We start from the raw sequence: 24,899 nt of genomic DNA on the forward strand, positions 1-24,899 counted from the left end.
ATTGCTCCGATTGCACTCAATTTTGGGGCATGACGGACGATATCGCCGGCTTGTAGAGTGCCGGCGAGGCGGCCGATTGCGGCTGCGATTGCGTAAGGGAAGTGAAGATGCAGCGCCGCTACATCACCGTCGACGTGTTCACCGACCGCGCCTTCGGCGGCAACCAGCTCGCCGTGGTGCTCGATGCCGGCGGGTTGTCGACCACGCAAATGCAGTCGATCGCGACCGAGTTCAACTATTCCGAGACGACCTTCGTGCTGCCGCCGCGTGACAAGGCGAATGATGCCGAGGTGCGCATCTTCACGCCGGTGCTGGAGATCGCCTTTGCCGGTCATCCCAATGTCGGCACAGCCTTCGTGCTGGCGTCGTTGACGAAGGAGCCGAAACCGCGCCTGCTGTTCGAGGAGAAGGCCGGGCTCGTGCCGGTGGAGATCGTGCGGGAGCAGGGCCGGGTGGTCAGAACCGAGCTGACCGCGCCGCAGCCGCTCGCACGGTATGCGCCGCTGTCACCTGCTGAAGCCGCGAGTTGCATCTCGCTCGGCGCGGATGATGTCAAGACCGACAACCACGCACCGCATGTCGTCACCGTCGGAAACGCGTTTCTGGTGATGGAGCTGCATTCGCGCGAGGCGCTGAAGCGGGCCCGGCCGGATGCTGCGGCCTATGGCAAGATGTTGCCGCGCGATGGCGCCCGCTCTGTATGGTTCTACACCCGCGACGTGCCCGCGGCGGAGGCGCCGTGCGAGCGGCAGGCGCGGATGTTCATGCGCGGCGCCAGCGGCCTCACCGAGGACCCCGCCACCGGCAGCGCAACGGTCGCGGCCGCCGCGCTGTTCGCCGATCTCGATCCTATCCGCGAGGGCGAGTTGAAGCTCACGGTCGGCCAGGGTTTTGACATGGGCCGGCCCAGTATCCTGCAGACGCGCGTGCGCAAGCAGGACGGCAAGATCGTCTCGGCCCATGTCGGCGGGCAATGCGTGCAGATGATGGAAGGGACGTTTAAGCTGGCGGGAGAAGGGTAGCTCTCTATTCCCGGCTAGGACGGAGAGAGTCGTTCAGGCCTGCCGTCCCGCCAAATTCTTCACCGTTACCCCATCGCGCTCCTCGATGATCTCAGCGATCATCTGGCGGTGGCAGTGGGTGTGATCGCGCTCGTAGCAAAGCAGACAGACGGGACCTGCTTTCTTCACCAGCGCCGAGAGCTCGTCCATCTGCTCCCTGGCCTCCGGCGTCTTCAGGTGCTTTGAGAAAACCTTCTCCAGCACATCGTATTGCCCGCTACGGGCGGCGAGGCGGCCTTCCTTGGGCGTTCCGAGCGCGGCGAGGTGGACATAGGCGATGCCGCGTTCGTCGAGCCCTGCGGCGAGTTGCCTCTTGGAAAAGCCGGGCCGGCGCGATGACGTCACCGCGCGCACGTCGACGACGAGCTTGACGCCGGATTGCTCCAACTCGTCGAGCACGGCCTTGGGCGGTGTCTGCTCATAGCCGATGGTGAAGAGCTTTTTGGCCTTTGCCATGAGACACCTTTAGTGAAACACCTCAGCTCACCCGCGCGATCAGTTCCATGGCGCCGGCCGGCGCGCGCACCTTGCCCTCGTGGATGACATAGGCGAACACGTCGCGCGGCTCCTTCTTCGGCTTGGCCTCGTCGACCTTCGGCAGGTCGTCGGGTTCGCTTCCCTCGGCCCAGTCCTGAAAGCGCTTGGCCCAGGCATCGAGCTGCTTCGGCGGATAGCATGTCTTGATCTCGTCATTGCCCTTCTGCAGCCGGGGATAGACGAAATCGCCGGCGACGTCGGCGATCGCGGGATATTTGCCGTGCTCGGCGAACACGACGGGCGTCTCGAATTCGCGGATCAGCGCGACGAAGTCCGGCGTGCAGAAACTGTCGTGACGGACCTCGACGACATGGCGCAGCGCGCGTCCCTCGATCTTGCGCGGCAACAGCTCGAGGAATTTGCCGAAATCGGCGCCGTCGAATTTTTTGGTCGGCGCGAACTGCCACAGCACCGGCCCAAGATGATCGCCGAGTTCCAGCACGCCGGAATCATAGAAACGTTTGATCGAATCTCCAGCCTCGGCCAGCACGCGCCGGTTGGTGGCGAAGCGCGGCCCCTTGACCGAGAACACGAAACCATCAGGCACCTCGCTCGCCCATTTGCGAAAGCTCTCCGGTTTCTGCGAGCCGTAATAGGTGCCGTTGATCTCGATCGAGGTCAGTTTCGAGGCGGCGTAGGACAGCTCCTTGGCTTGCGTGAGCTTCTCCGGATAGAACACGCCGCGCCAGGGCTCGAAAGTCCAGCCGCCGATGCCGATGAAGATGTTGCCGGATTTTTTAGACGCGGTTTTTGCTTTGGCCACGGGAGGATCTCGGATGACGGGAGGAGGGCCTCCATCCTAATCAAACGAGTTGTGATTGGCCAGTTGCGACGTCCCGTCTAAGCTCGCGACAGGATCTGCGAAAAAAGGAGAACAAGATGCGGATGCTGATGGTGGGAGCGGCGCTCGTTATGATGACATCTGCTGCCATGATATCTTCCGTCATGGCCGACGATGACGATGCCAAGGGTGCGCAGAAGCTCGCCATGCAGGGCCGCGACGATTATTGGCATTGCCTGGCGCGGGAATATTCGCGCGACGGCAATCAGGGCCTGTCGGAACAGGATTTTGGCCGCTCCGTCGCCGGAGCCTGTCCGTCGGAGCGACAATACTACCGGGTGGCACTGCTCGATTATCTCACCACGCAATATCCGGGTATCGATGCCGGCGCGCATCTCGCGACCGCGAACAGGGCGGTGGAGGCGGCGCAAAAGGACATCGTGACGGCCTTCGTCAAGCACAAGCCGCCGCAGAAATAGCCCATGGACCGGTGCCTCCGGCAAGCCCTTCCGGCAGCGCGCTCATCCGTGGTATTATTGAGCGCATCTGGAACAAGGATGGGTTTCCATGTCGTCTGAGTCGGTGGGGGGCATTTTGGGCGCGATCGTCGCGGCGATCGTGCTTGCGGTGGCCGTCGTCTTCGGGCCGATCGGCCAATACGGCAAGCCGCCCAGGCCCGCGAAAGTCGACCCGGCCGCCGTTACGGCGCCGGCGGCCCCTGCAGCGCCCGTGCCGCGAGGGCCGGTGATCAAGGAAGTCCCGAACCAATAAGGGCGTGAAAAGGCCTCTTTCGCCCCTTGTAAAGCGGCGTTGCCGTTCCCATTTAGCTTATAACGGCGACGTTGAGCGAAAAACTCCGGCGCTGGAACGACCTTGGAATAGCACAGGCTGCGCCGGATGTACGCGCGGCCCGCCGTTCCGGGGTCGTTGGCATTTTTGGGCCCCTTTTGGGCCGCTCCCCAGAGAAACCCCGGCTTGCGAGCGCAAGTTCTTGGCAGCACAGGACGCGGCGGATATACGCTGCCGTCATGAATGAAGCGATCAGACCGGGCTCCGAGATCCAACAGGCGGCTTCGCCGGCGCCGGAATTGTCGGTCGTCGTCCCGACCTTCAACGAGCGCGACAATGTCACGGTGCTGTACCGGCGGCTGGAGGCAGCGCTCGCCGGCATCGCCTGGGAAGTCGTGTTCGTCGACGACAATTCGCCTGATGGCACCTGGGACGTCGTGCGCGCACTGGCCCAGCGCGACAGCCGCGTGCGCTGTGTCCGCCGCATCGGCCGCCGCGGCCTGTCGGGGGCCTGCATCGAGGGCATCCTGGCCTCCAGCGCGCCCTATGCGGCCGTGATCGACGCCGATCTTCAGCACGACGAGACGCAACTGCCGAAGATGCTGTCGCTGCTCGCGAGCGGGCAGGCCGAGCTCGTGGTCGGCAGCCGCTACATCGAGGGCTACAAGAGCGAAGGCTTCAACAAGCAGCGCGCCGGCGCCAGTGCACTGGCGACGGAACTCGCCAGGAAAGCGCTGCGGGTCGAGATCGCGGATCCCATGAGCGGCTTCTTCATGGTTCGCCGCGACCGTTTCGAGCAGCTGGCGCCAAAACTTTCCGTGCACGGCTTCAAGATCCTGCTCGACCTCGTCGCGAGCGCCAACGGCACCTTGCGCGCCATCGAAATTCCCTACACCTTCGGTGAGCGCCAGCACGGCGAAAGCAAGCTCGATTCCATGGTCGCGCTGGATTTTCTCGGCCTGGTGCTGGCGAAGTTCACCAACGATGCCGTCTCGTTGCGCTTCCTGCTGTTCGCGATGGTCGGCGGGATCGGCCTCGTGGTGCATCTTACCACCCTGTTCATATCGCTCGAGCTGTTCAAGGAGCCGTTCGCGGAAGCGCAGGCCTCCGGCGCCATCGTCGCGATGACCAGCAATTTCGTCCTCAACAACTTCCTCACCTATCGCGACCAGCGGCTGAAGGGCTTTGCGCTGCTGCGCGGCCTGATCGCGTTCTACATCGTGTGCAGCGTCGGCCTGCTCGCCAATGTCGGCGTCGCCTTCTCGGTCTACGACCAGGAGCCGATCTGGTGGCTTGCTGGTGCGGCCGGGGCGCTGATGGGCGTGGTATGGAACTACGCGATGTCCGGACTGTTCGTCTGGCGCAAGAAATAGCTCACGATGGGCGGGGCTGACGCGCGGATCGTCCGCAATACGGCGCTGGTGGTCCTTGCGCTGGTCGGCTTGCGGCTCGTCGCAGCCGCGTTCACGCCGATCACCTTCGACGAAGCCTATTACTGGATGTGGTCGCAGAACCTCGCCGGGGGGTACTACGACCACCCGCCGATGGTTGCCTACGTCATCCGCGCCGGCACCCTGATCGCCGGCGACACCGAGCTCGGCGTCCGCCTGGTCTCGATCCTGCTCGCGCTGCCGATGAGCTATGCGGTCTATCGCTCCGCCGCGATCCTGATCGGCGGCGCGCGGGTGGCGGCGACCAGCGCCATCCTGCTCAACGTGACGCTGCTGGCCTCGGTCGGCACGCTGATCGTCACGCCCGATGCGCCGCTTCTGGTTGCCTCGAGCTTCGTGCTGTTCTTTCTCGCCAAGGTGCTGGAGAGCGGCCGCGGCGTCTGGTGGCTCGCGGTCGGCGCAGCCGTCGGCGCGGCGCTCCTGTCGAAATACACCGCGATGTTCTTTGGGCTGGCGATCCTGATCTGGATCGCGGCCGTGCCGAAACTGCGGCACTGGTTTCTCTCGCCCTGGCCGTATCTCGGCGGTGTCGTTGCGCTCGCGCTGTTCTCGCCGGTGATCCTTTGGAATGCCGATCATCAATGGGTCTCGTTCGCAAAGCAGCTCGGGCGCGCCAGGATCGAGGATTTTCGTCCGGTCTTCATTGCCGAGCTGATCCCGACCCAGATCGCGTTCGCAACGCCGCTGGTGTTCATCCTCGGCGCGATGGGGCTGCACGCGCTGACCTGGCGTCGGGCCGGCGCACTGGCCTCGCGCGTGCTGATCGAGACGATGTTCTGGACCATCGTCGCCTATTTCGTCTGGCATTCGCTGCATGCCCGCGTCGAGGCCAACTGGTTCGCGCCGGTCTATCCGCCTTTCGTCATCGCGGCGGCCGCCGCCGCCAATCTCGTGCAGTGGAAGCCGCGCCAGCGCCGCCTGGTGGATTTCTGCCTGCGCTGGGCCGCACCCACCGGCATCGTGATGTTTGCCGCGCTGATCGTGCAGGCAAATACCGGCTGGCTGTCCGGCTATCGCCGCGATGCGACCGTGCGCAGCGTCGGCGTCGGCTGGCGCGAGCTCGCTGCCGAAATCGAAGCGGTGCGCACCCGCAATGGTGCGACCTGCGTACTTGCCCCGGACTACGGCACGACGGGCTGGCTCGCCTTCTATCTACCCCGCGGCAGCTGCGTGGCGCAGCAGAACCAGCGCATCCGCTGGGCCAACATGCCTGAGCCGGATCCAAAGCTGCTTGCGGGCAAGCTGATCTATGTCGACGAGCTGCGCTCTGACGGCCATCCCGCCGTCCACGACTTCTTTGCGAAGGTGACGCAGGTCGCGCAATTGCAGCGCAAGCGCGGCCCGCTCGTGATCGAGACTTACAGCATCGATCTGCTCGAAGCCGCCAAAGGCGACGTGCTGGACCACTCGCCACCGCCGGAAGCGCGGTAGCTCTTCGTCGGAACGACGACGAGGGGGTTCAGTTGATCATCTCGGCCTTGGCCGCGGCCTGGTTCGGCCTGTCCTGGTCGCGCCAGAACCAGACGGTCACGACGCCGGAGCGGCCGCGGACCTGAGTGAGCAGGGGGCCCGATAATACGCCGTCGGGAGCGCCCTGGAAGTCGGCCGCATCCAGCAGCGTATCGCTGAGCGCGAGCCGCGCACCGTTCTGGACAGCGACCTCCATCAACCGGCTCGCGACGTTGACGGTGTCGCCCGTCGCCGTGATGTGCTGATGACTTTCGCCGAGGCGGGAGGCGACGATCGGGCCGAAATGCGCACCGATCTTGAAGCCGAGCTGATCCCGCATCGCAGGCGGCAACAATGCGATCCAGCGTTCGACGCCACGGTGCAGGTCGATCGCGCATTTCAGCGCGCGTGCGGCGTCGTCGGGCATCGCGCCGGGCAGACCGAACAGGATCATGGCGCCGTCGCCGAGAAAGCCGCTGATCATGCCGCCGCAATCGACCGCGGTCTTCTCGATCAGCGCGTGAAACGCCTTCAGAATGTCCTGGAGTTCGCCCGGATCGATCCGCTCGCTCAGCGCCGTGAAGCCGGAGAGATCGATGAAGACCACGGCCGCGTCCTGCCGGACGGGTGTCGACAGGAAATTCGGATCGCGCGCCAGCCACTCCTGCACGGCCGGCGCCTGGAATTGCGCAAGCGACCGGCTCTTGGCCGCGAAATATTGCGTGCGGCGGCCTCCCGCCCACAATTGCACGCCGGCAAAGACCGCAACCGGCGGCACTGCCGCGGCGAGCGTGGTCGCGGCGTTCAGCCAGACGCCATGCGTGAACGCGAACAGATTGAAGCCGGCCCAGGCGATCATTACCGCGGCCGCGGCGACGATGCCAAGCGCGCTGCGCCGCCAGGCGAGCAGGCCCACCAGCAGCATCGGCAACAGGATCGCGATGAGCGCGTCGGCGATGTGGACCTTGCGGTCGCGCACGATGCTGTCGCCGGCGACGAGATGGGTGATCGCGGTGGAGACCACTTCGACGCCGGGCATCAGAGAATCGAATGGCGTTGGGTAGAAATCACCGCCGCCGGCGACCGAGGCGCCGATCACGACGATCCGGTTCTCGATCGCCGCGCGATTGAGCGTGCCGTCGAAGATGCTCTGTGCGCTGACGGTGCGGATGGTCCGGCGCGGGCCGTAATAGGTGATCGGTAGCGCGAAGTCGGTATCGGTCGGCACCGCGCGGTCGCCGAGCATCAGATGGTCCGGCGCGATCGTCAGCGACTTGTCGAGCGCGCGCGCCGCGACCCGCAACGGGAAGGACAGCTCGACCTTGTCGCTGGTCCGGAACAGCATCGGCACCGAGAGCGGCGAGCCAGACTGGCCGGTCGCAACGTTGACGACGCCGACCTCGGCATGATCGGCGAACGCCGGCAAGGGCAGCAGGAAGCGCTCGGCCTGCGGCAGGGCGGCGAGGGGGCCTTGGCCGCTGGTCTCCACGGTCTCGCTGGCGGACGGGAAGATCGCCGCAGCGGCAAGGACCATGGGACCGGTCGCCAGCGTATTTGCCAGCGTGGCGTCGCCGATCGCAGCGCTGCGGTCGACCAGCAGCAGGTCGATCGCGACGACCTTCGGCTTGAACTGCACGATGGTGTCGACGACGCGCGCGAGATCGGCCCGTGGCAGCGGATAGCTGCCGCCGCGCTTCACGACGGTGTCGTCGATGGCGACGATGGTGACGAGATCGGGCGGAACCCGCACGCCGCGCACCTGCGTCCGCCAATCCGTCAGCGTCGCCTCGAGGCGATCGAGAAAACGCAGATGACCGTTGGCGTGACCGGCATAGATGCCCGCGCCCCACAGCGCGGTGAGGACGAGTGCCACCAGGATCTGAATGCGTCGGCTACTCATGTGGTCGTTTTGCAATTCTCTCTATCGTCCAAATGCTGTTGGCCGAGCCCCGGTGACCCGAACTTATCGGCCTAGTCTATTGACCTAGTCTTGTCATCAACGCGTCGACGCGCGGCTGACCCCATGTCTTCACCGTCAACGGGCCTGTCGCTTCCACATCGACGCCTTGGCCGCGGGCTAATACCACGCCGCGCCCGCCGCTCCTGCGGCTCACGCCGACACGACCGTCAGCCACGAAGACGGAGGTCTTGGCCTCCGCGACATCGACCGCCCATTTCGTGCCGCGCACCGCGGCGATCGCCTGCGGCGTCAGGACCTTGAAGGGATTGCCGCCGGGCTTCTTGGGCACCTCGACCAGCAGCGCTTTGCTGCTCAACTCCACGGAGTCTATATGTCCGTCGCGGTTAGCGTCCTTAAGTTCAAATCTGGCACCGCTTTCGGCAACGATCGTGATGCCGTTGTCGCAGCGCCAGGTCTGCGTACCGGCAGCAGACGGCGCCGTCGTGCAGCCCACATTGGCGGCAGGCTGGGCAATCGCATGTCCGATCAACAGAAACGACCCCGCCAGAGCGAAAAACCCTGCGCGCACGATCCCTCTCATGCCAGCCTCCGTTTGCGTGCTTGGCACAGTTCAAGGCGATATTGATACGGTACCGTATCACACGCAGAGGCTGCTGAAAAGTGCCGCTCTCGCAGCTATTTTCTCCCTGCGGCCTTTTCCAGTGCGGTGCGATCAACTTTCGGTCAGGGCACCGGCTCGCGCCCGCGGTCTGTGATGTGGCTGCTGATAACCGCGCTGCGGCTGCGGACGAGAGGGGGCTGTGCGCACCAGCCTCGCGCAACGTTTCCCCGCTATCTTCCGGGTATTGAAGACCACGAAAACGACTTGGTTGGATGGCCTTAGAGATGCGGCCGGAGACGGTCGCCGGCAACGCCAAATCCCGCCGAGAATCATAGTTAACAGACGCGCTTTCCGTAATTCTGCGGGCTTTTTTCTCGAAATGGGACACCCGAACGGTTGCCCCACATCCGCCCGAACTTAATCCGCATTTAACTAAAAGTGGCCTTAATGACGCTCCGACCCTCTGCGAGATGCTGTTCCCGGATCGTGACCAGCGGCACTTCGAAGGGGGACTGAGTGACACCGTTCTGGACGCAAGGCGAATGAGTACGAGTATCGCTGCGCAAGGCATCGCGGCACGAAAGTCCAAAGGATTCTCGAGCACTTCTTATCGGAAGCCTTCCCGGAAAATGACCTCCCAAAACGTGCTTGGCGCCGCCGTGATCGGCTGCGTCGTGCTTGGCGCCAGCTGGACCATCTACAGCAACATCTTTGCCGCCAGCGTCTATCCGACCGTCGGCAGCAGCGGCTACGACGAGCCCGTAATCAAGCGCGCGCCCAGGGTCGCGTTGCGCGAGGCCGGTGAGGCCGTCAAGGACGCCTTTGCGCTCTTGCCCGACCGGTTGCAGGTGGCAGCGCCGATCTCACGCGAAATGTTCAACGATCGCTTTGCCGCGGCTGCGACCCAAGGCGTGACATCGAATGCGGCCAGCGCCGCGCCCGCAACCAAGGTCGCCGAAGCCAAGGACGCGCCGAAGCCGAGCGTGATCGCGAGGGTCGCGGAAGTCCTGAAGCCAGGTCCCGCCAAGATCGCTGACGCTGCGAAGTCCAAGCGCGGCGCTGACGCGCCGGTGCAGCTTGCCTCGGCAGATCCGGCCGAGATCGTGCCGGCGCCTGAGGCGAAGCCGAAATCGATTGCCGATCGCGCCAAGGCTGCGGTGATGTCGATCACCGGACCGCGTCAGTCGATGGTGGAAAAGCTCTGGGGCAAGCGCGAGCCGTCCGGCGGGCTGCTCGCCTATGCCTCGGCCGACGCCAGCGTGACCGCATCCATCGCGCCGAGGGAGCAGAACCCCATGCTCGGCGGTTCGGCGCCCTACGACCGCTCCACCGCGGTTTACGACATCAGCGCGAAGACGGTGTATCTGCCTGACGGCACCAAGCTTGAGGCACATTCCGGCCTCGGCTCCAATCTCGACGATCCCCGTTCCTCGCGCATCCGCATGCGTGGCGTGACGCCGCCGCACATCTACGACCTGAAGCCGCGCGAGGCGCTGTTTCACGGCGTGCCTGCGCTGCGCCTGACCCCGATTGGCGGTGAGAGCGCGATCTACGGCCGCGACGGCCTGCTCGCGCACACCTTCATGCTCGGGCCGAATGGCGATTCCAACGGCTGCGTGTCGTTCAAGGATTATTACGCGTTCCTCGACGCCTACCGCAACAAAGGCATCCGCAAGCTCGCGGTGCTGGCGCGCGTGGACTAGGCTCAGTCAATTCGAGATCACGCAAAAGGGCCGCTAGCAGCGGCCCTTTTCTGTTTCGCTTCGCGCGTGCGTTTTAGCCCGGCCAGCACTGCCCGCCGCCGTCGATCCGCAGCACCTGACCGGAAACGAAGGCGCCCATGGGCCCTGCGAAGAATTCGACGACGCGCGCGACCTCGTCGACGGTTGCGATCCGGTCGAGCGTGCCGGTCTCGACCATTCTGTCGGGATCGACTGCGCGCGTTCCGAGGAAGCGGCCGGTGCGGGTATCTCCGGGCGCGATGCAGTTGACGGCGATATCGTAAGGGCGGAGCTGGTCGGCCAGGCATCGCGTGTAGTGGGTCACGCCGGCCTTCGAGACCGCATAGATCGAGCCCTGGGTACGTCCCTTGAAAGCGGCGACGGAGCCAAGCGTGACGATGCGGCCGCATCGGCGCTCCATCATGCCGCGCGCGACCGCCTGGCATGTCAGGATGGTGGAGAGCAGATTGCGCTCCAGCACCGCGCGCAGATCGGCCTCCTTGATATTCACCGCATCGTTCGGATCGGGCTTGCCGCCGCCGGCCGCGATATCGCCGCCGGCATTGTGCACGAGAATGTCGATCGGGCCGAGTGCCGCTTCGGTCTCCGCGATGACGCGCGCGATGTGCTCGCCCTTGGTGAGATCGCCCAGCACGCGCTGGCTGCGAACGCCGAATTCCCGTCTGATCTCGGCGGCGACCGCGGTGAGGGTGGTGCCCTCGCCATATTCGGCCGGCCCGTTCTCGCGCATGCCGTGGATGGCGACGTCAGCGCCGAGCGCGGCAAGCTTCTCTGCAAAAGCGCGGCCGAGCCCGCGCCCCGCGCCGGTCACCAGCGCAACTTTGCCTGCCAGAATCTTGGTGGTGTCATGCGATGTCATGATCTTGTACCTGTTGTGAATGTCAGTCTGCTGCGAGGTCGAGGCCGATCGCCAACGCCTGCACGAGGCACATCGGTGCGACAAGCGTACGCAGCGCAGGCTCAGGCATATCCTGGATCTCGAACACGACGCTCGCGCCCTCGACGATCGGGCTCAAAAGACTGTCGGTGATGGAAATCGTGGGCACGCCCCGCGCGACGAGTTCAGGAAACAACCGCGCCGTATCCGGATAGTAATTTCGGAAGCTGATCGCGACCAGCGCGTCGTCTGATGTCGCCGCGTGCGACTGCTCGTGGATGCTGCCGCCAAGACCGTCGAGCAGGACGACGCGCCGTCCGAGCTTGCGCAGCACGTAGGCGAGGTGGATCGCAACCGGGAACGAGCCGCCCAGGCCGAGCAGATAGATGTCACGCGCCTTGGCAAGGATCGCGGTTGCGGCGTCGAGTTCGCGCGCATGCACGGATTGGCTCAGCGTGACCAGCGCCGATTGGGCTTCCGAGACGAAGCGCGACAATACCGCGGCCGGCTGGCGGCCGAGCACTGACTTCTCTTGGCTCTTCATGCGCGCGAGGCGCGACTTGTAGCTCGGCGCGACGCCGGCAACGAGCCGTGAGCGGAACACCTGCTGCATCTCGGTGAAGCCGCCGAACCCGAGCGCATGCGCGAAGCGAACGATCGCCGACGGCGGCACCCCTGAGCGCTGCGCCACCTCCGCCACGGTGCCGAGCGCGACATCGGTCGGGTGATCGAGCACGAACTCCGCGATCTGCTGCAGCCGACCGGACAGCGCCCGGTGCCGCTGCGCAATCGCGCCGCGCAGCTCGTCATAACTCATGGCGCCAGCCGCCTTGTTCATCGAGTCGGATCTCCGGATCGGTCGCCTGTTTAACGGCATTTCATCGTTTGGATCAAATATTCTACTTTACATAACATATGGAATGAATATTCTAATCTCACAAAAAAGCAAAAGACTTCGAAAACGGGAGGACACGATGAGAGGGCGTCAGATCTCACGGCGAAGCGTTCTGAAGGGCAGCTTGATGGCGAGCGTCATCGGCGGCACCGGCAGCTTCTTTGGGCCGTGGCGGGAGAATCATGCCTGGGCGCAAGGCGCGAAACCGATCAAGCTTGGCCTGACCTGCGATGCCAGCGGTCAATACGGCAACAGCGGCCAGGATGACTTCCGCGGCATCAAGATGGCGATCGACGAGATCAACGCCAAAGGTGGCGTACTCGGGCGCCAGGTCACTTTCATCACGGCGGACACCGAGACGACGCCAGCCACCGGCAGCCGCGTCGCCGAACGCTTCATCACCCGCGAGGACTGCACCATCCTGATCGGCGCGCTGCATTCGGGCGTCGCCAACGCCATCACGCAGGTCGCCAGCAAATACGGTGTGATCTACATGAACACCAATTCCTCGGCGCCGAGCGAAGCCGGGGAGAACTGCTCACGCGTGAAATTCGTCTGGGACGGCAACGGCACCAATTTTTCCAAGGCGTCGGTCAAGAACGCGGTGGACTCCATCGGCAAGAACTGGATGCTGCTGACCAACGACTATGTCTGGGGTCACACGACCTCCGCCGCGACCAGGACGCAGGTCGAGAGCGCCGGCGGCAAGATCCTCGACAATCTGCTGGTGCCGCAGAACACCCGCGACTTCACCGCCTATCTCCTGAAGATCCAACAAGCAAAACCCGACGTTGTGGCGACCGCGGTCGGCGGCGACGACATCAAGGCACTGCGCGAGCAGGTGGCGCAGCTCAAGCTCGACGGCAAGCCGGCCTGGATCAACAACCAGCAGGACTGGCCCGATGTGTGGGGCGCGCCCGACAGCCTGTTCGGCGTGTTCGGCACGACCTGGTATCACAAGCTGCCGCTGCCCGGCGTCGCCGAATTCGTCAAGAAGTGGCAGGCCGCCAACAAGGACGGCCCGATCCCGGTGCCGGGCAATGTCTCCTATAACGGCTACATGTCCACGCGCGAGCTGCTCCGCGCGATCGAGCGGGCAGGGTCGACCAACAACGTCAAGATCATCAAGGAGCTCGAGAACCTGAAGGTCTCGGCGACCGATCGCATGCAGCATTTCGACGCCTACATGGATCCGATGACGCACCAGATGCAGCAGACGATCTATCTGGCGCGACGCAACGCCAAGCCGGCCGACAATACCGATCTGTTCGAGATCATCAGCTGGACGGAACCGAAAACCGCTGCCGACGATGCGGCACCCGGCAAGTGCAAGCTCACGCCCTACGAGCAGGTGCCGACCGTCGACTCCTGAAGACGCTGCGTCACATCGCCAAACGAGCGGCGCGCGATCTCGCGCGCCCCGCGCCCGGGACCATCGGCGTCCCGGGTGAGACATGCCAGTTGCGAGAGCCCAAAACCTTGTTCGACCTTCTTCCGCATCTCCTCAACGGCCTGACGCTCGGCCTGTTGTTCGCGCTGATCGCGCTCGGCTTCATGCTCATCGTCGGGCTGATGGAGCAGATCAACCTCGCGCACGGATCCCTGTTCGCGCTCGGGGCTTATGTCGCCATGCAGCTTACGGGGCCGCGCCCGCCATTGCCGGCGGAACTTGCGAAAGCGTGGCTGGCGCTGCCGCTCGGCTGGCGCTATGCGGCCACATTGATCATCGCGCCCGTGGTCGTGAGTCTGGTCGGCATGCTGATCGAGCTCTGCATGCGGCGGACTTATGGCAAGGATCCGTTGTACGGGCTGCTCCTGACCTTCGGCGCCGCGATGGTGATCGAGGAGATGATCCGCCTGGTGTGGGGCACGCGCGACTACGTGCTGCAGGTGCCGTCCGCCATCAATGGCGGCTTCCTGTTCGGCGACCTGATCTGGTCGACCTATCGCTTCTACGCAGCGGGCATCGCCGCCGGGGTCATCGGCCTGGTCTGGCTGTTGATCGAGAAGACCTCGTTCGGCGCGACGGTCAAGGCAGGCGCGCATGACAGCGAGATCGTTCGCGCGCTCGGCATCAACCTGTCGCGATTGCGGCTGCTGGTGTTCGTGTTCGGCACGATGCTGGCCGCGATCGCGGGCATCATCGTCGCGCCGATCTGGGGCATTCGCCCGCACATGGGCGTCGATGCCGTCATTCCTGCGTTCCTGGTGATCGTGCTCGGGGGCGTCGGCAGTTTTTGGGGTGCGGTCGTGGCGGGTCTTTTGGTCGGACTGTGTGTCGGCCTCGCCGGTGCCTACGCGTCCGAATGGTCGCTGTTGTCGATGTACATCTTGCTCGTTGCCGTCGTGACGTTCCGCGCGCGCGGCCTGTGGGGCAAGAAGAGCGTGCTCGAGGCCTAAAGGGAATGATTGTGGAATCAAAATCTTCACCGGACGCCGCGCGCCTCGTGACGCCGACGATGCTGGTGCTCTGGCTCGTGCTTGCAACGGTGCCGCTCTGGATCACGCGGATCGGGCTCTATCCTTATCTGGGGATCGAGATCCTGATCTGGTCGCTCTATGCGCTCGCGTTCAACCTGGTGCTGGGCACTGCCGGCCTTCCGTCGTTCGGTCATGGCGCCTATTTCGGCATCGGCGCCTACGCGTTCGGTCTCTGCCAGCTCGACATCGTTGCAAATCTCTGGATATGTCTGATGGCCGCGGCCGCGGTCGCGGGCCTCGCCGGCGTGCTGGTGGCGCTGTTCATCTCGCACAGGCGCGGCATCTATTATGCCTTCATGACGATTGCCTTCGGCCAGATCTTCTGGACGCTGGCGATCAAATCGCACCGGATCACCGGCGGCGAAGACGGCCTTCTCAAGATCAAACGGCTGCCGGCCGATTTCGGGCTTGTGTCTTTCGATCTCACCGACAATGTCGCGTTCTACTATTTCGTGCTCGCCGTCTTTGCGGTCGGCACCGCTGCATTGTGGCGGCTGGTGCACTCTCCCTATGGCCGCGTGGTCGCCGCGATCAGGCAGAGCGAAGTCCGTGCAAGCCATCTCGGCTATAATGTCTGGCTCTACAAGGTCGCGGTCTTTGCGCTGTCGGCCGCCGTCTCGGGCTTTGCCGGCGGATTGTTCGCCATGGCTCAGCTCGCCGCATTCCCCGACGTCATGAGCCTGCATCAATCCGGCTACGTCGTGATGATGACGCTCGTCGGCGGTGGCCTCGTCAGCTTCTGGGGCCCGGTGATCGGCGTGTTTCTCTTCCTCACCGCCCGCGACGTGATGGGCGCGCTGACCAATGCCTGGATGCTCTATTTTGGTCTGCTGTTCATCGCGATCGTGCTGTTCCGCCCCGAAGGCATTGCCGGCGCGATCTCCGCTGCCGTGCAGCAGCACTCACTCGGCGCCTTACGGCAGAGGGGTACGTCGGCGATGCGGCTGCTGTTCGGGAGCGGGCGATGAACATGATCGAAGCCGCGGCCGTTCATGTCCGCTTCGGCGATCGCGTCGTGCTGGAGAGCGTCGATCTCGCGGTCGCGGAGGGCGAGTTTCACGGCGTGATGGGTCCGAACGGCGCCGGCAAGACCACATTCTTCAACGTCCTTACCGGCCGGGTGAAGCCGAACCGGGGCCGAGTTCTGCTCGGCGGCGAGGATGTCACGGGCCTCAGCCCGCACCGCATCGCCGCCAAGGGCATCGCCCGCTCGTTTCAGATCATGACGTTGTTCGACGAATTCTCCGCGTGTGACAACGTCATGATGGGATTGCCCGAGTTTCGCGCCCGTGGCCACGATGTCGCGCACGCAGCCGCGGGCGACAGTCGGTTTGCCGCGAAGTCTTCCGAAGCGCTGGCGGCGGTCGGACTTGCAGACAAGGGCGACATCCGCGCCAAGGACCTGTCCTACGGCGACCGGCGCGCGCTGGAGATCGCGGTCGCCCTCGCGCAGGCGCCCCGCGTGCTGTGCCTGGACGAGCCGACCTCCGGTCTCGGCTCCGACGGGGTGCAACGGCTCGCAACCCTGATTGCTCGCCTGAAGGGGCGGCTGACCATCGTCGCCATCGAGCACGATATGGAGTTCCTGTTCTCGTTGGCTGACCGTATCTCGGTCATCCATTGGGGCCAGGTGGTGGCGCGCGGAACGCCACACGACCTGCAGCAGAACGAATGGGTGCGGCGCTCCAATCTCGGGAAGTTCGCATGATCCTCGAAGTGGACGCGGTCGATACCTTCTACGGCGAGACCCAGGCGCTGTTCGGCGCCTCGCTCGCGATCGAGCACGCCAAGGTGTTTGCGCTGCTCGGCCCCAACGGCGCCGGCAAGACGACAATGCTCCGCTCGATTCTCGGGCTGACGCGTCCGCGCCGCGGCTCCGTTTGTTTCGACGGTCACGATGTCACGCGCGATCCGACCCACGAGATTGCGCGCGCCGGCATCGGCTGGGTGCCCGACGACCGCCGGCTGTGTCCGACATTGACGGTCGCGCGCAATCTGTCGATCGCGCAGAAGCGCACGCGCTTTCGCCACTGGAGCCTCAAGGAGGCCGCTGCGATCTTCTCGCCGCTCGAATATCTCATGGAGCGCGACTGCGAAAACCTGTCGGGCGGCGAAATGCAGATGGTGGCCATCGCCCGCGCGCTGGTCGGCTCGCCGGGACTGGTGCTGTTCGACGAGCCGAGCCAGGGACTGGCGCCGAAAATCGTCGGTGACGTGCTCGCGACGATCCTGCGCATGAAGGACGAGGGTATTGCCTCGCTGGTCGTGGAGCAGAACGCCGAGATCGCGCTGTCGGTCGCGGACCATGCCGCGGTGATCGACCGCGGCCGAATCGTCTGGACCGGGGAGGCCGCGGCCTTACGAGATGATCGCGGGCTTCGTCAGCGCTTGCTGGGAGTACAATAAGTGGCCGTACCGCTGCTCGTTCTCGACGACGTTCGGAAGGTCTATACGCGGGGCCGCGTGATCCGCCGACCGTCATTCACGCTGCAGGCAAACCTGTCGCTGGACGAACCTGACATCGTCGGTGTCGTCGGCCCGAATGGGGCCGGCAAGACGACCTTGTTTGAGATGATGACGGGCTCGAACGCACCGACCTCGGGGCGCGTGCTGGTCGCGGGCACCGATATCCATGGCGTCAAATATCGTGAGCGCGACCGGCTCGCGATCCACTATCACCAATCGTATCAGGTCAGGCGCTTTCGCAAGCGCATTCCGTCCGCCTTCCTGGCGCCGTCGCCGACCCGGACGCCGCTGGTTCACCTGTTCGACGAACCGCAGTTCAATCTGCAGGATGGTTATATCGGCTTCATGCTCGATTTCTTCCGCAAGCTGCGCGACGAGGGCCGGCTGGTCGTGCTCTGCATGCACCCGACGGCCACCTGGCACCTCGACATCCTCGCCGAGATCGCCGGGCGATTCCTGTTCGTGGCCGGCGGCGGCGTGACGCCCATGGCGAATTTCGGCGCGCTCGTCGCAGATCCGCGCTGTCGCGCTTATCTCGGGCCGGACATGACAAAGGCGGCGGACGCGATTTGTCACGGCGCCGTTCATAGCTCGACCTAAAAGGAGAATCCGTTGGCCTATTCGAACACCCAACTTTTCATTGCCGGCAAATGGCGACCGGCCCATTCGGGCAAGGTGATCGAGGTACGCAATCCCGCGACCGAAGAGGTGATCGGCACCGTCGCCCATGCCGGACGGTCCGACCTCGACGAGGCACTCGCCGCAGCCAGCGCCGGCTTCAAGATCTGGCGAAACATTGCCCCCTTCGAGCGTTGCCGCATCATGCGTAAGGCCGCCGCGATCATGCGCGAGCGCAATGACGAGATCGCGCCGCTGCTCACGATGGAGCAGGGAAAGACTCTCGGTGAGGCCAAAATGGAGGCGATGGCCGCCGCCGATGTGATCGAGTGGTTTGCGGAAGAAGCCAAGCGCGCCTATGGCCGGCTGATCCCCGCGCGTGGGCCGGGGATCTACCAGCTCGCGATCAAGGAGCCGGTCGGCCCGGTCGCGGCGTTCACGCCCTGGAATTTTCCGATCAATCAGGTCGTGCGCAAGCTCTCCGCCGCACTCGGCGCCGGCTGCTCGATCATCGTCAAGGCCCCGGAGGAGACGCCGGCCTCGCCCGCACAGCTGATCCGTGCATTTGCGGACGCTGGCGTGCCCGACGGCGTCATCAACCTGGTCTACGGCGTTCCTGCCGAGATCTCCGAATATCTCATTCCGCATACGGTGATCCGCAAAATTTCGTTCACGGGCTCGACCCATGTCGGCAAGCAGCTCAATGCGCTCGCCGGCCTGCACATGAAGCGCGCCACCATGGAGCTCGGCGGTCATGCGCCGGCGATCGTTTTCAAGGACGCCGACGTCGCATCGGCGGCCAAGATTCTGGCGGCAGCAAAATATCGCAATGCCGGTCAGGTTTGCATCTCGCCGACGCGGATGCTGGTGCAGGATGACGTGTTCCGTGAATTCGTCGACACCTTTGTCGACAGCGCCAAGACATTCAAGGTCGGCAACGGCCTCGATCCCGACTCCAAAATGGGTTCGCTCGCCAACCCCCGCCGCGTTACCGCCATCGAAGCCATGGTGCAGGATGCCGTCGGCAAGGGTGCAAAACTCGAGACCGGCGGCAAACGCGTCGGCAACAAAGGTCATTTCTTCGAGCCGACGGTGGTGAGCGACGTGCCGAAGGATGCGCGCGCCATGAACGAGGAGCCGTTCGGCCCGCTCGCGCTGATTTCGCGCTTCTCATCCTTCGACGAGGTGGTCGAGGAGGCCAACCGGCTGCCTTTTGGGCTAGCGTCCTACGCCTTCACCAGCTCGGCCAAGACGGCGGCCGCGATCGGTTCGGCGATCGAAGCCGGCATGATGTCGATCAACAGTTTTGGTCTCGCGCTGCCCGAAGTGCCGTTCGGCGGCATCAAGGATTCCGGCTACGGCTCGGAAGGCGGCACCGAGGCGATGGAGGGCTATTTCAACACCAAGTTCATCAGTCAGACCGGCGTGTGAACGCTGGACGATGCACGATCAGCGTTTGACGAAGACCAGGCCGCAGGCGCGTGCCTCGTTGCGCTTGCCGGTGCCGCGGGTGCGATCGAACTGCGCATCCACCGTAAAGGCGTAGGGCGAGCCGGGCGCGAGATTGTTGAGAGTGTAGGTGCTCGCCCCCGTCGTTCCGCGCGCGCTCAAAGTCGTCTTGCCGTCCGCGGGGATCTGGCCATCGATCTCCAGGCGGTTGACGGCGCCCTGGCTCTGGGCGTCGGCATGAAAGACGCCGTTCGCAACCGTGGCAGACAGCGCCCGGGTGAAGCCCTGCGCCTTGCCGGTAGGCGGGCAGTTCAACGTCACGTCCCAATTGCCGTCGAAGTCCTTCGCGGTACGGGCGTTGCCGCTTGCCGGCGCGAGCGCCACCTTCTGCTTCAGACCTTCAATTCGGGCCTTGGCAAGCGTGGCGAAGATGCAATTCGGGAATCTCGTGAGATGGTCCTCGTAGGCGCCAAGCGTGCCGATGCCGTCCGCGGCCTTCCAGTGCGCCTCTGCTGCCGCGCAAGGGTCAGCCCGGGGTGCGGCTTGCGGCGCCGCCGGCGCCACCGTGATCGACACCGGCCCGTTCAGATAGAACTTGCCGATGATCGATAGCGACAGCTCCGGGAGCTGGGTCTTGCCGCTGGAATCGTAGACGTCGCTGCTGATGTCGCGAAAGACCTCGCCGATCTCCTGGGGCTCCTCGATGTGCTTCAGGAACGCCGTCGTATAGGGGCTGTTGCGGCCGCTGCCGTCGGCCGCGGTCTGCCCGGACTGGGTTGAGAACGATACGATCGTGCCGCGTGGTGCTTCGACTTTCGACAAGCCCCGCCCGATCGAGGCGGCGCGCGTCATGCCGGCGGAGCGTTTCAAGGTTTCGGCCAGCGGATTGTCGCGGCAGGAATCGAGGATGAGGATGCGCAGGTTCTTGGCCTGCTGCAGATCGTTCACGATATCGTCGACCCGCACGAAGCGCTTCAGATCCGCTTCGTCGCTCAGCACGGCGTCGACAGGCATCAGATAGTTCACGCCGTTGTACTGCATCGCATGGCCGCTGTAGTAGAACATGGCGACGTCGGCTTTGCTTGCGGCGCGCGCGAAGCGGATGGTCAGGTCCTGCATGTCGGCCTGGCGCAGGTCGATGCCCTGGAGCACTTCGAAGCCGCTGCGCTTGAGCGAGGCGGCGACGTCTTCGGCATCGTGCGACGGATTGGGAAGCTTCGCCGTACTGGCATAGGCGCCGTTGCCGATCACCAGCGCGACGCGGGTTTCTGCCGATGCAGGCGCAAGGAAAAGCCAGCAGGCGAGGAGGGCGAGGCAAAGTCCGGCCGGGCAAAATCTGGCGAGGCAAAATCTGGCGAGGCGAAATCTGGAAAGAGCACGCATGAATGCCTTCCAATGAAATGTCGAAAAATATCCCTCCAGATTAGCGTATGCCGCGCCGACATCAATGCCCCGCCAGAGAAAACGCCCGGATTTCCCGGCCGTGACATCCTGTCACGCCGGACTCGGCGCCATCGTCTTGCGCATGGCCATTTCGGTCGTGATCGCGTCCCGCACGGCCGGTCGCGCCTGCATGCGCGCGAGATAGGCCGACAACGACGGCCATTGGCCGATGTCGACGCCCGCGGGACGGAGCAGCAGCAAAGCCCAAGTGAGGTGGGCATCCGCGACGGTGAAGCTGTTGCCGACGAGGAATTCGCGGTCCGCCAGATGCGTGGCAGGCATCGACAATGTCTGCGCTATCCGTGCCCGCGGCTTGGCGAGCGAGGCGTCGTCCTTGTACCAGAAGGTTGGAAACAGGAACGCCTTATGGATCTCGGCCCCGACGAAGCTGAGCCATTCCTGGAGCCGATACCGGTCGGGATCTCCGAACGCGGGTGCAAGGCCCGCCTGCGGCTTCAGATCGGCGATGTATTGCAGCACCGCGGCGCATTCGGTCAGCCGCTCGCCATTCTCCAGCACCAGGACCGGCACCGCGCCCTTCGGCGAAACGCCGAAGAAATCGCTGCCGTCGTCCACGATCTGCTTGGTCTGGAGATGGACCGGATGATAGCGGGCCTCGAGGCCCGCTTCCATCAGCGCGATGCGGCTCGCAAGCGAGCAGGCCATCGGGGAGAAGTAGAGTTGCAGCATCGCCCACGCTCCTTCAGGTCAGCGCCTCGGTCTGCGCGATGATCGCAAACCTGTCCGACAATTCGGCCAGGGCGACCTCGTGGATGGTCCTTGCGGAGAGCGCTCCGCCGCGGCCGTCGGGAAGATCGCGTGTTGCACAGGCATCGGCTGCGATCGTCGTGCGCAGGCCGAGGTCGAGCGCGGCGCGGGCGGTCGAGCTGATGCACATATGGGTCATGAAGCCGGCCAGCACGATGTTCGTGCGTCCGGTTGCGGCCAGTCGGACCTGCAGATCGGTGCCGGCAAAAGCGTTCGGCAGCGCCTTTTCGATCACGGCTTCGCTGGCGAGCGGCGCGACGTTCCTGACGATCGCGCCGCGCGCGGCCTCGCGGTCGAACAGGCTGCCGGCACGTCCCTTGTGCGCGACATGGAAGATCGCAGCGCCGCTCGCCCTCGCGCGGGCCAGCAGGCGCGCGGCGGCGGCGATCGCGGGCTCCGCATCCGGCAAGGCAAGCGGGCCGGCGCAATATTCGTTCTGGATGTCGATCAGCACGAGGCAGGAATCGGCGAGTTTTGGCGGAGTGAGATCGGCGCCGGACAATTCAAGCAGGGTTTTAGGGGCGGTCATGCGGGTCGGGCCTTCCTGGGGAATATCGGATGGCGCGACAGTAGCGCGGCGGCGGCCTGCCAATGTGCAGGACTATTGCAGCATATGGCTGCAAATTTGCAGGAGCCGGTCGTGCCTGCTAGGGTCATCGCCATGAACTGGGACGATTTGCGCATCATCGCCGCGGTCAGGGACGAGGGCACCTATGCCGGCGCCAGCGCACGGCTGCGCATCGACGAGACCACCGTCGGCCGCAGGCTCGCACGCATCCAGCGCGATCTCGGCGTGCCGCTGTTCGATGCGGTGGATGGCCAGCGCCGGCCGACGCGCCATTGCGAGGCGGTGCTGGCGCATGTCGAGGCGATGGCCGCTCATGCCGCGGAGATCGGTCGCGTCGGCGAGAGTCTGGCGGGCCCGGTGGGACGCCTGCGCATCGCCTCCACCAACACGGTCGCCGAGGAGGTTCTGTCGCCGCGCGCGAGCGACTTCCTGCACGCCAATCCCGGCCTGACGCTGCAATTCCTCACCTCGAGCGAGAACGTCAAGTTCTCGCGCTGGGAAGCCGATCTCGCGATCCGTCTGCGTAAACCCGACAAGGGCGACTTCGCGATCTCCAGGCTCGGTGACGTCAAGCTCTATTATTTCGAGCCTGTTGCGACCGAGGGCGAGCCGATGCTGTGCGCCTATCCAGACGAGCTCGGTGCCATTCCCGAGATGCAATTCCTGCGTATGAAGCAAGCCCACGCGCGCTGCGTCACCGACAACGTTCGCGTCATCCGTAACCTGATCCGCGCGCACCAGGCCGCCGGCGTGTTGCCGGAGCATGTCTGCGCGGACTTGCTCGGCGATCGCCGCTTGCGCGCCACACTGCTGCCTGGGCGCCGCGACGTCTGGCTGCTGGTACAGAACCATCTCAAGCGCGATCCGGCGACGCGGCTCACCATCGAATGGATCCGCCGCTGCTTCAGCGATCTCGCGCGCGGCTGATTGCGGGCGTGAACGCGATCCGCGCGTGGCGCGACCAAGTTATGGGATTGCGTGCGCGCGAAGGTTGCGTAATCTCGTGACGACCACCGGGTTGATCAGGGCAGCGCATGACCACTCTTCAGGAAACCATCCACCCGCAGGCCAAGGTGCGAGAATGGAAGGCGATCGTCATTCTGATCCTCCTGATTCCGGTGCTGTGGTCGCCGCCGTTCCTGTTTCGCATCTTCCTGTTCCAGCCGTTCAACATCCCGTCCGGCTCGATGACGCCGACGCTGGTCGTCGGCGATTACGTCTTTGCCGCAAAATATGCCTATGGCTACGGCCGCTATTCGTTTCCTTTCGCGCCGTCATGGATCTCCGGGCGTGTCCGGGCCGCCGAGCCCGAGCATGGCGACGTCGTCGTATTCCGGACGCCAAAGGACACCTCGGTCGACTATGTCAAGCGCGTGGTCGGGCTGCCCGGTGATCGGATCCAGATGCGGCAGGGCCAACTCATCCTCAACGACCGCCCGGTGACGCGCGTCGCCCTGAAGGCGGTGGTTGCCGGCTCCACCTGCGGCGCGGATGACAGTGCGAAGGCCAAGCGCTGGCGCGAGACGCTGCCGAACGGCGCGTCCTACGTCACGCAGGACTGCGTCGATAACGGCTACTACGACAACACTGAAGTCTACACCGTGCCGCAGGGCCATTTCTTCGTGCTCGGTGATAACAGAGACAACTCGAGCGACAGCCGCGTGATGTCGTCGATCGGATTCGTGCCGATGGACAATCTGGTCGGCAAGGTGACGCGGATATTCTGGTCGCTCGACCAACACGGCGAGCCGCACATGGAGCGACTGGGGAAGGTGTGGTGAGTCCCACCGTCATTCCGGGCGCCTGCATGAACTGAGTTCGTAGCCCGGATGGAGCGGTAGCGTAATCCAGGAGAACTGCTCGCGCCGGACACGGTGCCCGGATTGCGCTGCGCTCCATCCGGGCACGGGCTGTGATCGTGGGACGGCCGAAGCGATCCTCCAAAACAAAACCCCGGCATCGCTGCCGGGGTTTCGCATTTGTCGTTTGCCGGAATGGCTGGATCAGAAATCCATGCCGCCCATGCCGCCGCCCGGGGGCATTGCGGGGCCGGAGCCGCCCTTCTTGGGCAGTTCGGCGACCATGGCTTCCGTGGTGATCAAGAGAGCCGCAACCGAGGCTGCGTTCTGGATCGCGGTACGGACCACCTTGGTCGGGTCGATGATGCCCTTCTTGACGAGGTCGACATATTCGCCGGTCTGGGAGTCGAAGCCGTAGGCGTACGACTTGTTCTCGAGGACCTTGCCGACGATCACGGAGCCGTCTTCACCGGCGTTGATCGCGATCTGGCGAGCGGGCGCGGAGAGCGCCTTGCGGACGATCTCGACGCCGGTCTTCTGGTCGTCGTTCTTGGTGCGCAGGCCCTTGAGCTGCTCGGAGGCACGGAGCAGGGCGACGCCGCCGCCCGGGACGATGCCTTCCTCGACCGCGGCGCGGGTCGCATGCATCGCGTCATCAACGCGATCCTTGCGCTCCTTCACCTCGACCTCGGTCGCGCCGCCGACGCGGATCACCGCGACGCCGCCAGCGAGCTTGGCAAGACGCTCCTGGAGCTTCTCGCGGTCGTAGTCTGAGGTGGTTTCCTCGATCTGCGCCTTGATCTGGGCCACGCGCGCTTCGATGTCGGCCTTCTTGCCGGCGCCGTTGACGATCGTGGTGTTCTCCTTGTCGATCATCACCTTCTTGGCGCGACCGAGCATGTTGAGCGTCACGTTCTCGAGCTTGATGCCGAGATCTTCCGAGATCGCCTGGCCGCCGGTCAGGATCGCGATGTCCTGCAGCATGGCCTTGCGGCGATCGCCGAAGCCCGGAGCCTTGACGGCCGCGACCTTCAGGCCGCCACGCAGACGGTTCACGACCAGGGTCGCAAGCGCTTCGCCTTCGACGTCCTCGGCGACGATGACCAGCGGCTTGCCGGTCTGCACCACGGCCTCGAGCAGCGGCAGCAGCTCGTTCAGCGAGGAGAGCTTCTTCTCGTTGATGAGGATGTAGGCGTCGTCCAT

At 64.6% G+C, this 24,899-nt stretch carries 25 protein-coding genes; 15 read left to right on the forward strand and 10 right to left on the reverse strand.

Annotated features, from left to right (window positions below; translation table 11 throughout):
- The first annotated feature begins 107 nt into the window (after positions 1-107).
- The gene (locus tag AC0L3U_RS21130) at positions 108-1,022 is read left to right on the forward strand and encodes a PhzF family phenazine biosynthesis protein (RefSeq protein WP_456769272.1); all 915 of its coding nucleotides are present in this window, start codon (positions 108-110) and stop codon (positions 1,020-1,022) included.
- Between the two features lie 33 nt (positions 1,023-1,055).
- On the opposite strand, the gene AC0L3U_RS21135 is transcribed toward AC0L3U_RS21130, so the two are convergent.
- Together AC0L3U_RS21135 and AC0L3U_RS21140 are read right to left on the reverse strand one after the other, a co-directional pair.
- On the reverse strand, positions 1,056-1,517 hold the full coding sequence (locus AC0L3U_RS21135; RefSeq protein WP_018455600.1) for a DUF488 domain-containing protein: 462 nt from the start codon (positions 1,515-1,517) through the stop codon (positions 1,056-1,058).
- Positions 1,518-1,539: 22 nt separating this feature from the next.
- On the reverse strand, positions 1,540-2,361 hold the full coding sequence (locus tag AC0L3U_RS21140) for a DUF72 domain-containing protein (protein ID WP_473363044.1): 822 nt from the start codon (positions 2,359-2,361) through the stop codon (positions 1,540-1,542).
- Between the two features lie 116 nt (positions 2,362-2,477).
- Between AC0L3U_RS21140 and AC0L3U_RS21145 the strand changes: the two genes are divergently transcribed.
- From AC0L3U_RS21145 to AC0L3U_RS21160, 4 genes are all read left to right on the forward strand, one after another.
- On the forward strand, positions 2,478-2,858 hold the full coding sequence (locus AC0L3U_RS21145) for a hypothetical protein (protein WP_473363045.1): 381 nt from the start codon (positions 2,478-2,480) through the stop codon (positions 2,856-2,858).
- Positions 2,859-2,946: 88 nt separating this feature from the next.
- The gene (locus AC0L3U_RS21150) at positions 2,947-3,150 is read left to right on the forward strand and encodes a hypothetical protein (RefSeq protein WP_027518781.1); all 204 of its coding nucleotides are present in this window, start codon (positions 2,947-2,949) and stop codon (positions 3,148-3,150) included.
- Between the two features lie 257 nt (positions 3,151-3,407).
- Positions 3,408-4,541: a glycosyltransferase family 2 protein gene (locus AC0L3U_RS21155; protein ID WP_473363046.1), complete on the forward strand. Its 1,134-nt coding sequence runs from the start codon at positions 3,408-3,410 to the stop codon at positions 4,539-4,541.
- A gap of 6 nt (positions 4,542-4,547) precedes the next feature.
- A complete protein-coding gene (locus AC0L3U_RS21160) occupies positions 4,548-6,050 on the forward strand; it encodes a glycosyltransferase family 39 protein (protein ID WP_473363047.1) in 1,503 nt (500 codons plus the stop codon).
- Between the two features lie 28 nt (positions 6,051-6,078).
- Here AC0L3U_RS21160 and AC0L3U_RS21165 read toward each other — a convergent pair whose 3' ends face one another.
- Together AC0L3U_RS21165 and AC0L3U_RS21170 are read right to left on the reverse strand one after the other, a co-directional pair.
- Entirely contained in the window at positions 6,079-7,968 is a 1,890-nt protein-coding gene (locus tag AC0L3U_RS21165) for a CHASE2 domain-containing protein (protein WP_473363048.1), read from the reverse strand.
- Positions 7,969-8,044: 76 nt separating this feature from the next.
- Complete coding sequence (locus tag AC0L3U_RS21170; RefSeq protein WP_473363049.1) at positions 8,045-8,569, reverse strand: FecR domain-containing protein; 525 nt, start codon at positions 8,567-8,569, stop codon at positions 8,045-8,047.
- 650 nt (positions 8,570-9,219) lie between these two features.
- On the opposite strand from AC0L3U_RS21170, the gene AC0L3U_RS21175 reads away from it, so the two are divergent.
- Positions 9,220-10,293 (forward strand): DUF2778 domain-containing protein, encoded by a 1,074-nt coding sequence (locus AC0L3U_RS21175; RefSeq protein WP_473347803.1) that lies wholly within the window; start codon positions 9,220-9,222, stop codon positions 10,291-10,293.
- A gap of 73 nt (positions 10,294-10,366) precedes the next feature.
- Here AC0L3U_RS21175 and AC0L3U_RS21180 read toward each other — a convergent pair whose 3' ends face one another.
- Together AC0L3U_RS21180 and AC0L3U_RS21185 are read right to left on the reverse strand one after the other, a co-directional pair.
- Positions 10,367-11,191, reverse strand: coding sequence for an SDR family NAD(P)-dependent oxidoreductase (locus tag AC0L3U_RS21180; protein WP_473363050.1), 825 nt, complete (start codon positions 11,189-11,191; stop codon positions 10,367-10,369).
- A gap of 22 nt (positions 11,192-11,213) precedes the next feature.
- Positions 11,214-12,047, reverse strand: coding sequence for a MurR/RpiR family transcriptional regulator (locus tag AC0L3U_RS21185; RefSeq protein WP_027518774.1), 834 nt, complete (start codon positions 12,045-12,047; stop codon positions 11,214-11,216).
- A 136-nt stretch (positions 12,048-12,183) separates the two neighbouring features.
- On the opposite strand from AC0L3U_RS21185, the gene AC0L3U_RS21190 reads away from it, so the two are divergent.
- The 7 genes from AC0L3U_RS21190 to AC0L3U_RS21220 all read left to right on the forward strand — a co-directional run bounded on the left by AC0L3U_RS21190 (position 12,184) and on the right by AC0L3U_RS21220 (position 19,100).
- Positions 12,184-13,476, forward strand: coding sequence for an ABC transporter substrate-binding protein (locus AC0L3U_RS21190; protein WP_473363051.1), 1,293 nt, complete (start codon positions 12,184-12,186; stop codon positions 13,474-13,476).
- 107 nt (positions 13,477-13,583) lie between these two features.
- Positions 13,584-14,504, forward strand: coding sequence for a branched-chain amino acid ABC transporter permease (locus AC0L3U_RS21195; protein WP_473347807.1), 921 nt, complete (start codon positions 13,584-13,586; stop codon positions 14,502-14,504).
- Between the two features lie 5 nt (positions 14,505-14,509).
- Entirely contained in the window at positions 14,510-15,553 is a 1,044-nt protein-coding gene (locus AC0L3U_RS21200) for a branched-chain amino acid ABC transporter permease (protein ID WP_473363052.1), read from the forward strand.
- Positions 15,550-16,293 carry an ABC transporter ATP-binding protein gene (locus AC0L3U_RS21205; RefSeq protein ID WP_473363053.1) on the forward strand — a complete coding sequence of 248 codons (744 nt, stop codon included), beginning with the start codon at positions 15,550-15,552 and terminating at the stop codon, positions 16,291-16,293. Before AC0L3U_RS21200 ends, AC0L3U_RS21205 begins: the two co-directional genes overlap by 4 nt.
- The gene (locus AC0L3U_RS21210) at positions 16,290-16,991 is read left to right on the forward strand and encodes an ABC transporter ATP-binding protein (protein WP_247287198.1); all 702 of its coding nucleotides are present in this window, start codon (positions 16,290-16,292) and stop codon (positions 16,989-16,991) included. The genes AC0L3U_RS21205 and AC0L3U_RS21210 overlap by 4 nt, the downstream gene beginning before the upstream one ends.
- Complete coding sequence (locus tag AC0L3U_RS21215) at positions 16,992-17,651, forward strand: ATP-binding cassette domain-containing protein (protein WP_473363054.1); 660 nt, start codon at positions 16,992-16,994, stop codon at positions 17,649-17,651.
- A 12-nt stretch (positions 17,652-17,663) separates the two neighbouring features.
- A complete protein-coding gene (locus AC0L3U_RS21220) occupies positions 17,664-19,100 on the forward strand; it encodes an NAD-dependent succinate-semialdehyde dehydrogenase (protein WP_473363055.1) in 1,437 nt (478 codons plus the stop codon).
- Positions 19,101-19,118: 18 nt separating this feature from the next.
- On the opposite strand, the gene AC0L3U_RS21225 is transcribed toward AC0L3U_RS21220, so the two are convergent.
- From AC0L3U_RS21225 to AC0L3U_RS21235, 3 genes are all read right to left on the reverse strand, one after another.
- Positions 19,119-20,501: a caspase family protein gene (locus tag AC0L3U_RS21225; protein WP_473363056.1), complete on the reverse strand. Its 1,383-nt coding sequence runs from the start codon at positions 20,499-20,501 to the stop codon at positions 19,119-19,121.
- Positions 20,502-20,612: 111 nt separating this feature from the next.
- On the reverse strand, positions 20,613-21,251 hold the full coding sequence (locus AC0L3U_RS21230; RefSeq protein WP_473363057.1) for a glutathione binding-like protein: 639 nt from the start codon (positions 21,249-21,251) through the stop codon (positions 20,613-20,615).
- Positions 21,252-21,264: 13 nt separating this feature from the next.
- Positions 21,265-21,858: a cysteine hydrolase family protein gene (locus AC0L3U_RS21235; protein WP_473363058.1), complete on the reverse strand. Its 594-nt coding sequence runs from the start codon at positions 21,856-21,858 to the stop codon at positions 21,265-21,267.
- Positions 21,859-21,990: 132 nt separating this feature from the next.
- Between AC0L3U_RS21235 and AC0L3U_RS21240 the strand changes: the two genes are divergently transcribed.
- Positions 21,991-22,824, forward strand: a complete 834-nt coding sequence (locus AC0L3U_RS21240) for a LysR family transcriptional regulator (RefSeq protein ID WP_473363068.1) — start codon at positions 21,991-21,993, stop codon at positions 22,822-22,824.
- A 107-nt stretch (positions 22,825-22,931) separates the two neighbouring features.
- Positions 22,932-23,678 (forward strand): signal peptidase I, encoded by a 747-nt coding sequence (lepB, locus tag AC0L3U_RS21245; protein WP_473363059.1) that lies wholly within the window; start codon positions 22,932-22,934, stop codon positions 23,676-23,678.
- A 222-nt stretch (positions 23,679-23,900) separates the two neighbouring features.
- On the opposite strand, the gene groEL is transcribed toward lepB, so the two are convergent.
- Positions 23,901-24,899 (reverse strand): chaperonin GroEL (groEL, locus tag AC0L3U_RS21250; RefSeq protein WP_473363060.1); only part of this gene is annotated, 999 nt, incomplete at its 5' end.

It is taken from the genome of Bradyrhizobium sp. Kon69 (assembly GCF_055807515.1).

Excerpts from the sequence above, each read along its gene's own strand:
- AC0L3U_RS21130 (WP_456769272.1), top strand. The coding sequence starts at position 108 with ATGCAGCGCCGCTACATCACCGTCGACGTGTTCACCGACCGCGCCTTC.
- AC0L3U_RS21135 (WP_018455600.1), bottom strand. The coding sequence starts at position 1,517 with ATGGCAAAGGCCAAAAAGCTCTTCACCATCGGCTATGAGCAGACACCG.
- AC0L3U_RS21145 (WP_473363045.1), top strand. The coding sequence starts at position 2,478 with ATGCGGATGCTGATGGTGGGAGCGGCGCTCGTTATGATGACATCTGCT.
- AC0L3U_RS21150 (WP_027518781.1), top strand. The coding sequence starts at position 2,947 with ATGTCGTCTGAGTCGGTGGGGGGCATTTTGGGCGCGATCGTCGCGGCG.
- AC0L3U_RS21155 (WP_473363046.1), top strand. The coding sequence starts at position 3,408 with ATGAATGAAGCGATCAGACCGGGCTCCGAGATCCAACAGGCGGCTTCG.
- AC0L3U_RS21160 (WP_473363047.1), top strand. The coding sequence starts at position 4,548 with ATGGGCGGGGCTGACGCGCGGATCGTCCGCAATACGGCGCTGGTGGTC.
- AC0L3U_RS21165 (WP_473363048.1), bottom strand. The coding sequence starts at position 7,968 with ATGAGTAGCCGACGCATTCAGATCCTGGTGGCACTCGTCCTCACCGCG.
- AC0L3U_RS21170 (WP_473363049.1), bottom strand. The coding sequence starts at position 8,569 with ATGAGAGGGATCGTGCGCGCAGGGTTTTTCGCTCTGGCGGGGTCGTTT.
- AC0L3U_RS21175 (WP_473347803.1), top strand. The coding sequence starts at position 9,220 with ATGACCTCCCAAAACGTGCTTGGCGCCGCCGTGATCGGCTGCGTCGTG.
- AC0L3U_RS21180 (WP_473363050.1), bottom strand. The coding sequence starts at position 11,191 with ATGACATCGCATGACACCACCAAGATTCTGGCAGGCAAAGTTGCGCTG.
- AC0L3U_RS21185 (WP_027518774.1), bottom strand. The coding sequence starts at position 12,047 with ATGAACAAGGCGGCTGGCGCCATGAGTTATGACGAGCTGCGCGGCGCG.
- AC0L3U_RS21190 (WP_473363051.1), top strand. The coding sequence starts at position 12,184 with ATGAGAGGGCGTCAGATCTCACGGCGAAGCGTTCTGAAGGGCAGCTTG.
- AC0L3U_RS21200 (WP_473363052.1), top strand. The coding sequence starts at position 14,510 with ATGATTGTGGAATCAAAATCTTCACCGGACGCCGCGCGCCTCGTGACG.
- AC0L3U_RS21205 (WP_473363053.1), top strand. The coding sequence starts at position 15,550 with ATGAACATGATCGAAGCCGCGGCCGTTCATGTCCGCTTCGGCGATCGC.
- AC0L3U_RS21210 (WP_247287198.1), top strand. The coding sequence starts at position 16,290 with ATGATCCTCGAAGTGGACGCGGTCGATACCTTCTACGGCGAGACCCAG.
- AC0L3U_RS21225 (WP_473363056.1), bottom strand. The coding sequence starts at position 20,501 with ATGCGTGCTCTTTCCAGATTTCGCCTCGCCAGATTTTGCCTCGCCAGA.
- AC0L3U_RS21230 (WP_473363057.1), bottom strand. The coding sequence starts at position 21,251 with ATGCTGCAACTCTACTTCTCCCCGATGGCCTGCTCGCTTGCGAGCCGC.
- AC0L3U_RS21235 (WP_473363058.1), bottom strand. The coding sequence starts at position 21,858 with ATGACCGCCCCTAAAACCCTGCTTGAATTGTCCGGCGCCGATCTCACT.
- AC0L3U_RS21240 (WP_473363068.1), top strand. The coding sequence starts at position 21,991 with ATGAACTGGGACGATTTGCGCATCATCGCCGCGGTCAGGGACGAGGGC.
- lepB (WP_473363059.1), top strand. The coding sequence starts at position 22,932 with ATGACCACTCTTCAGGAAACCATCCACCCGCAGGCCAAGGTGCGAGAA.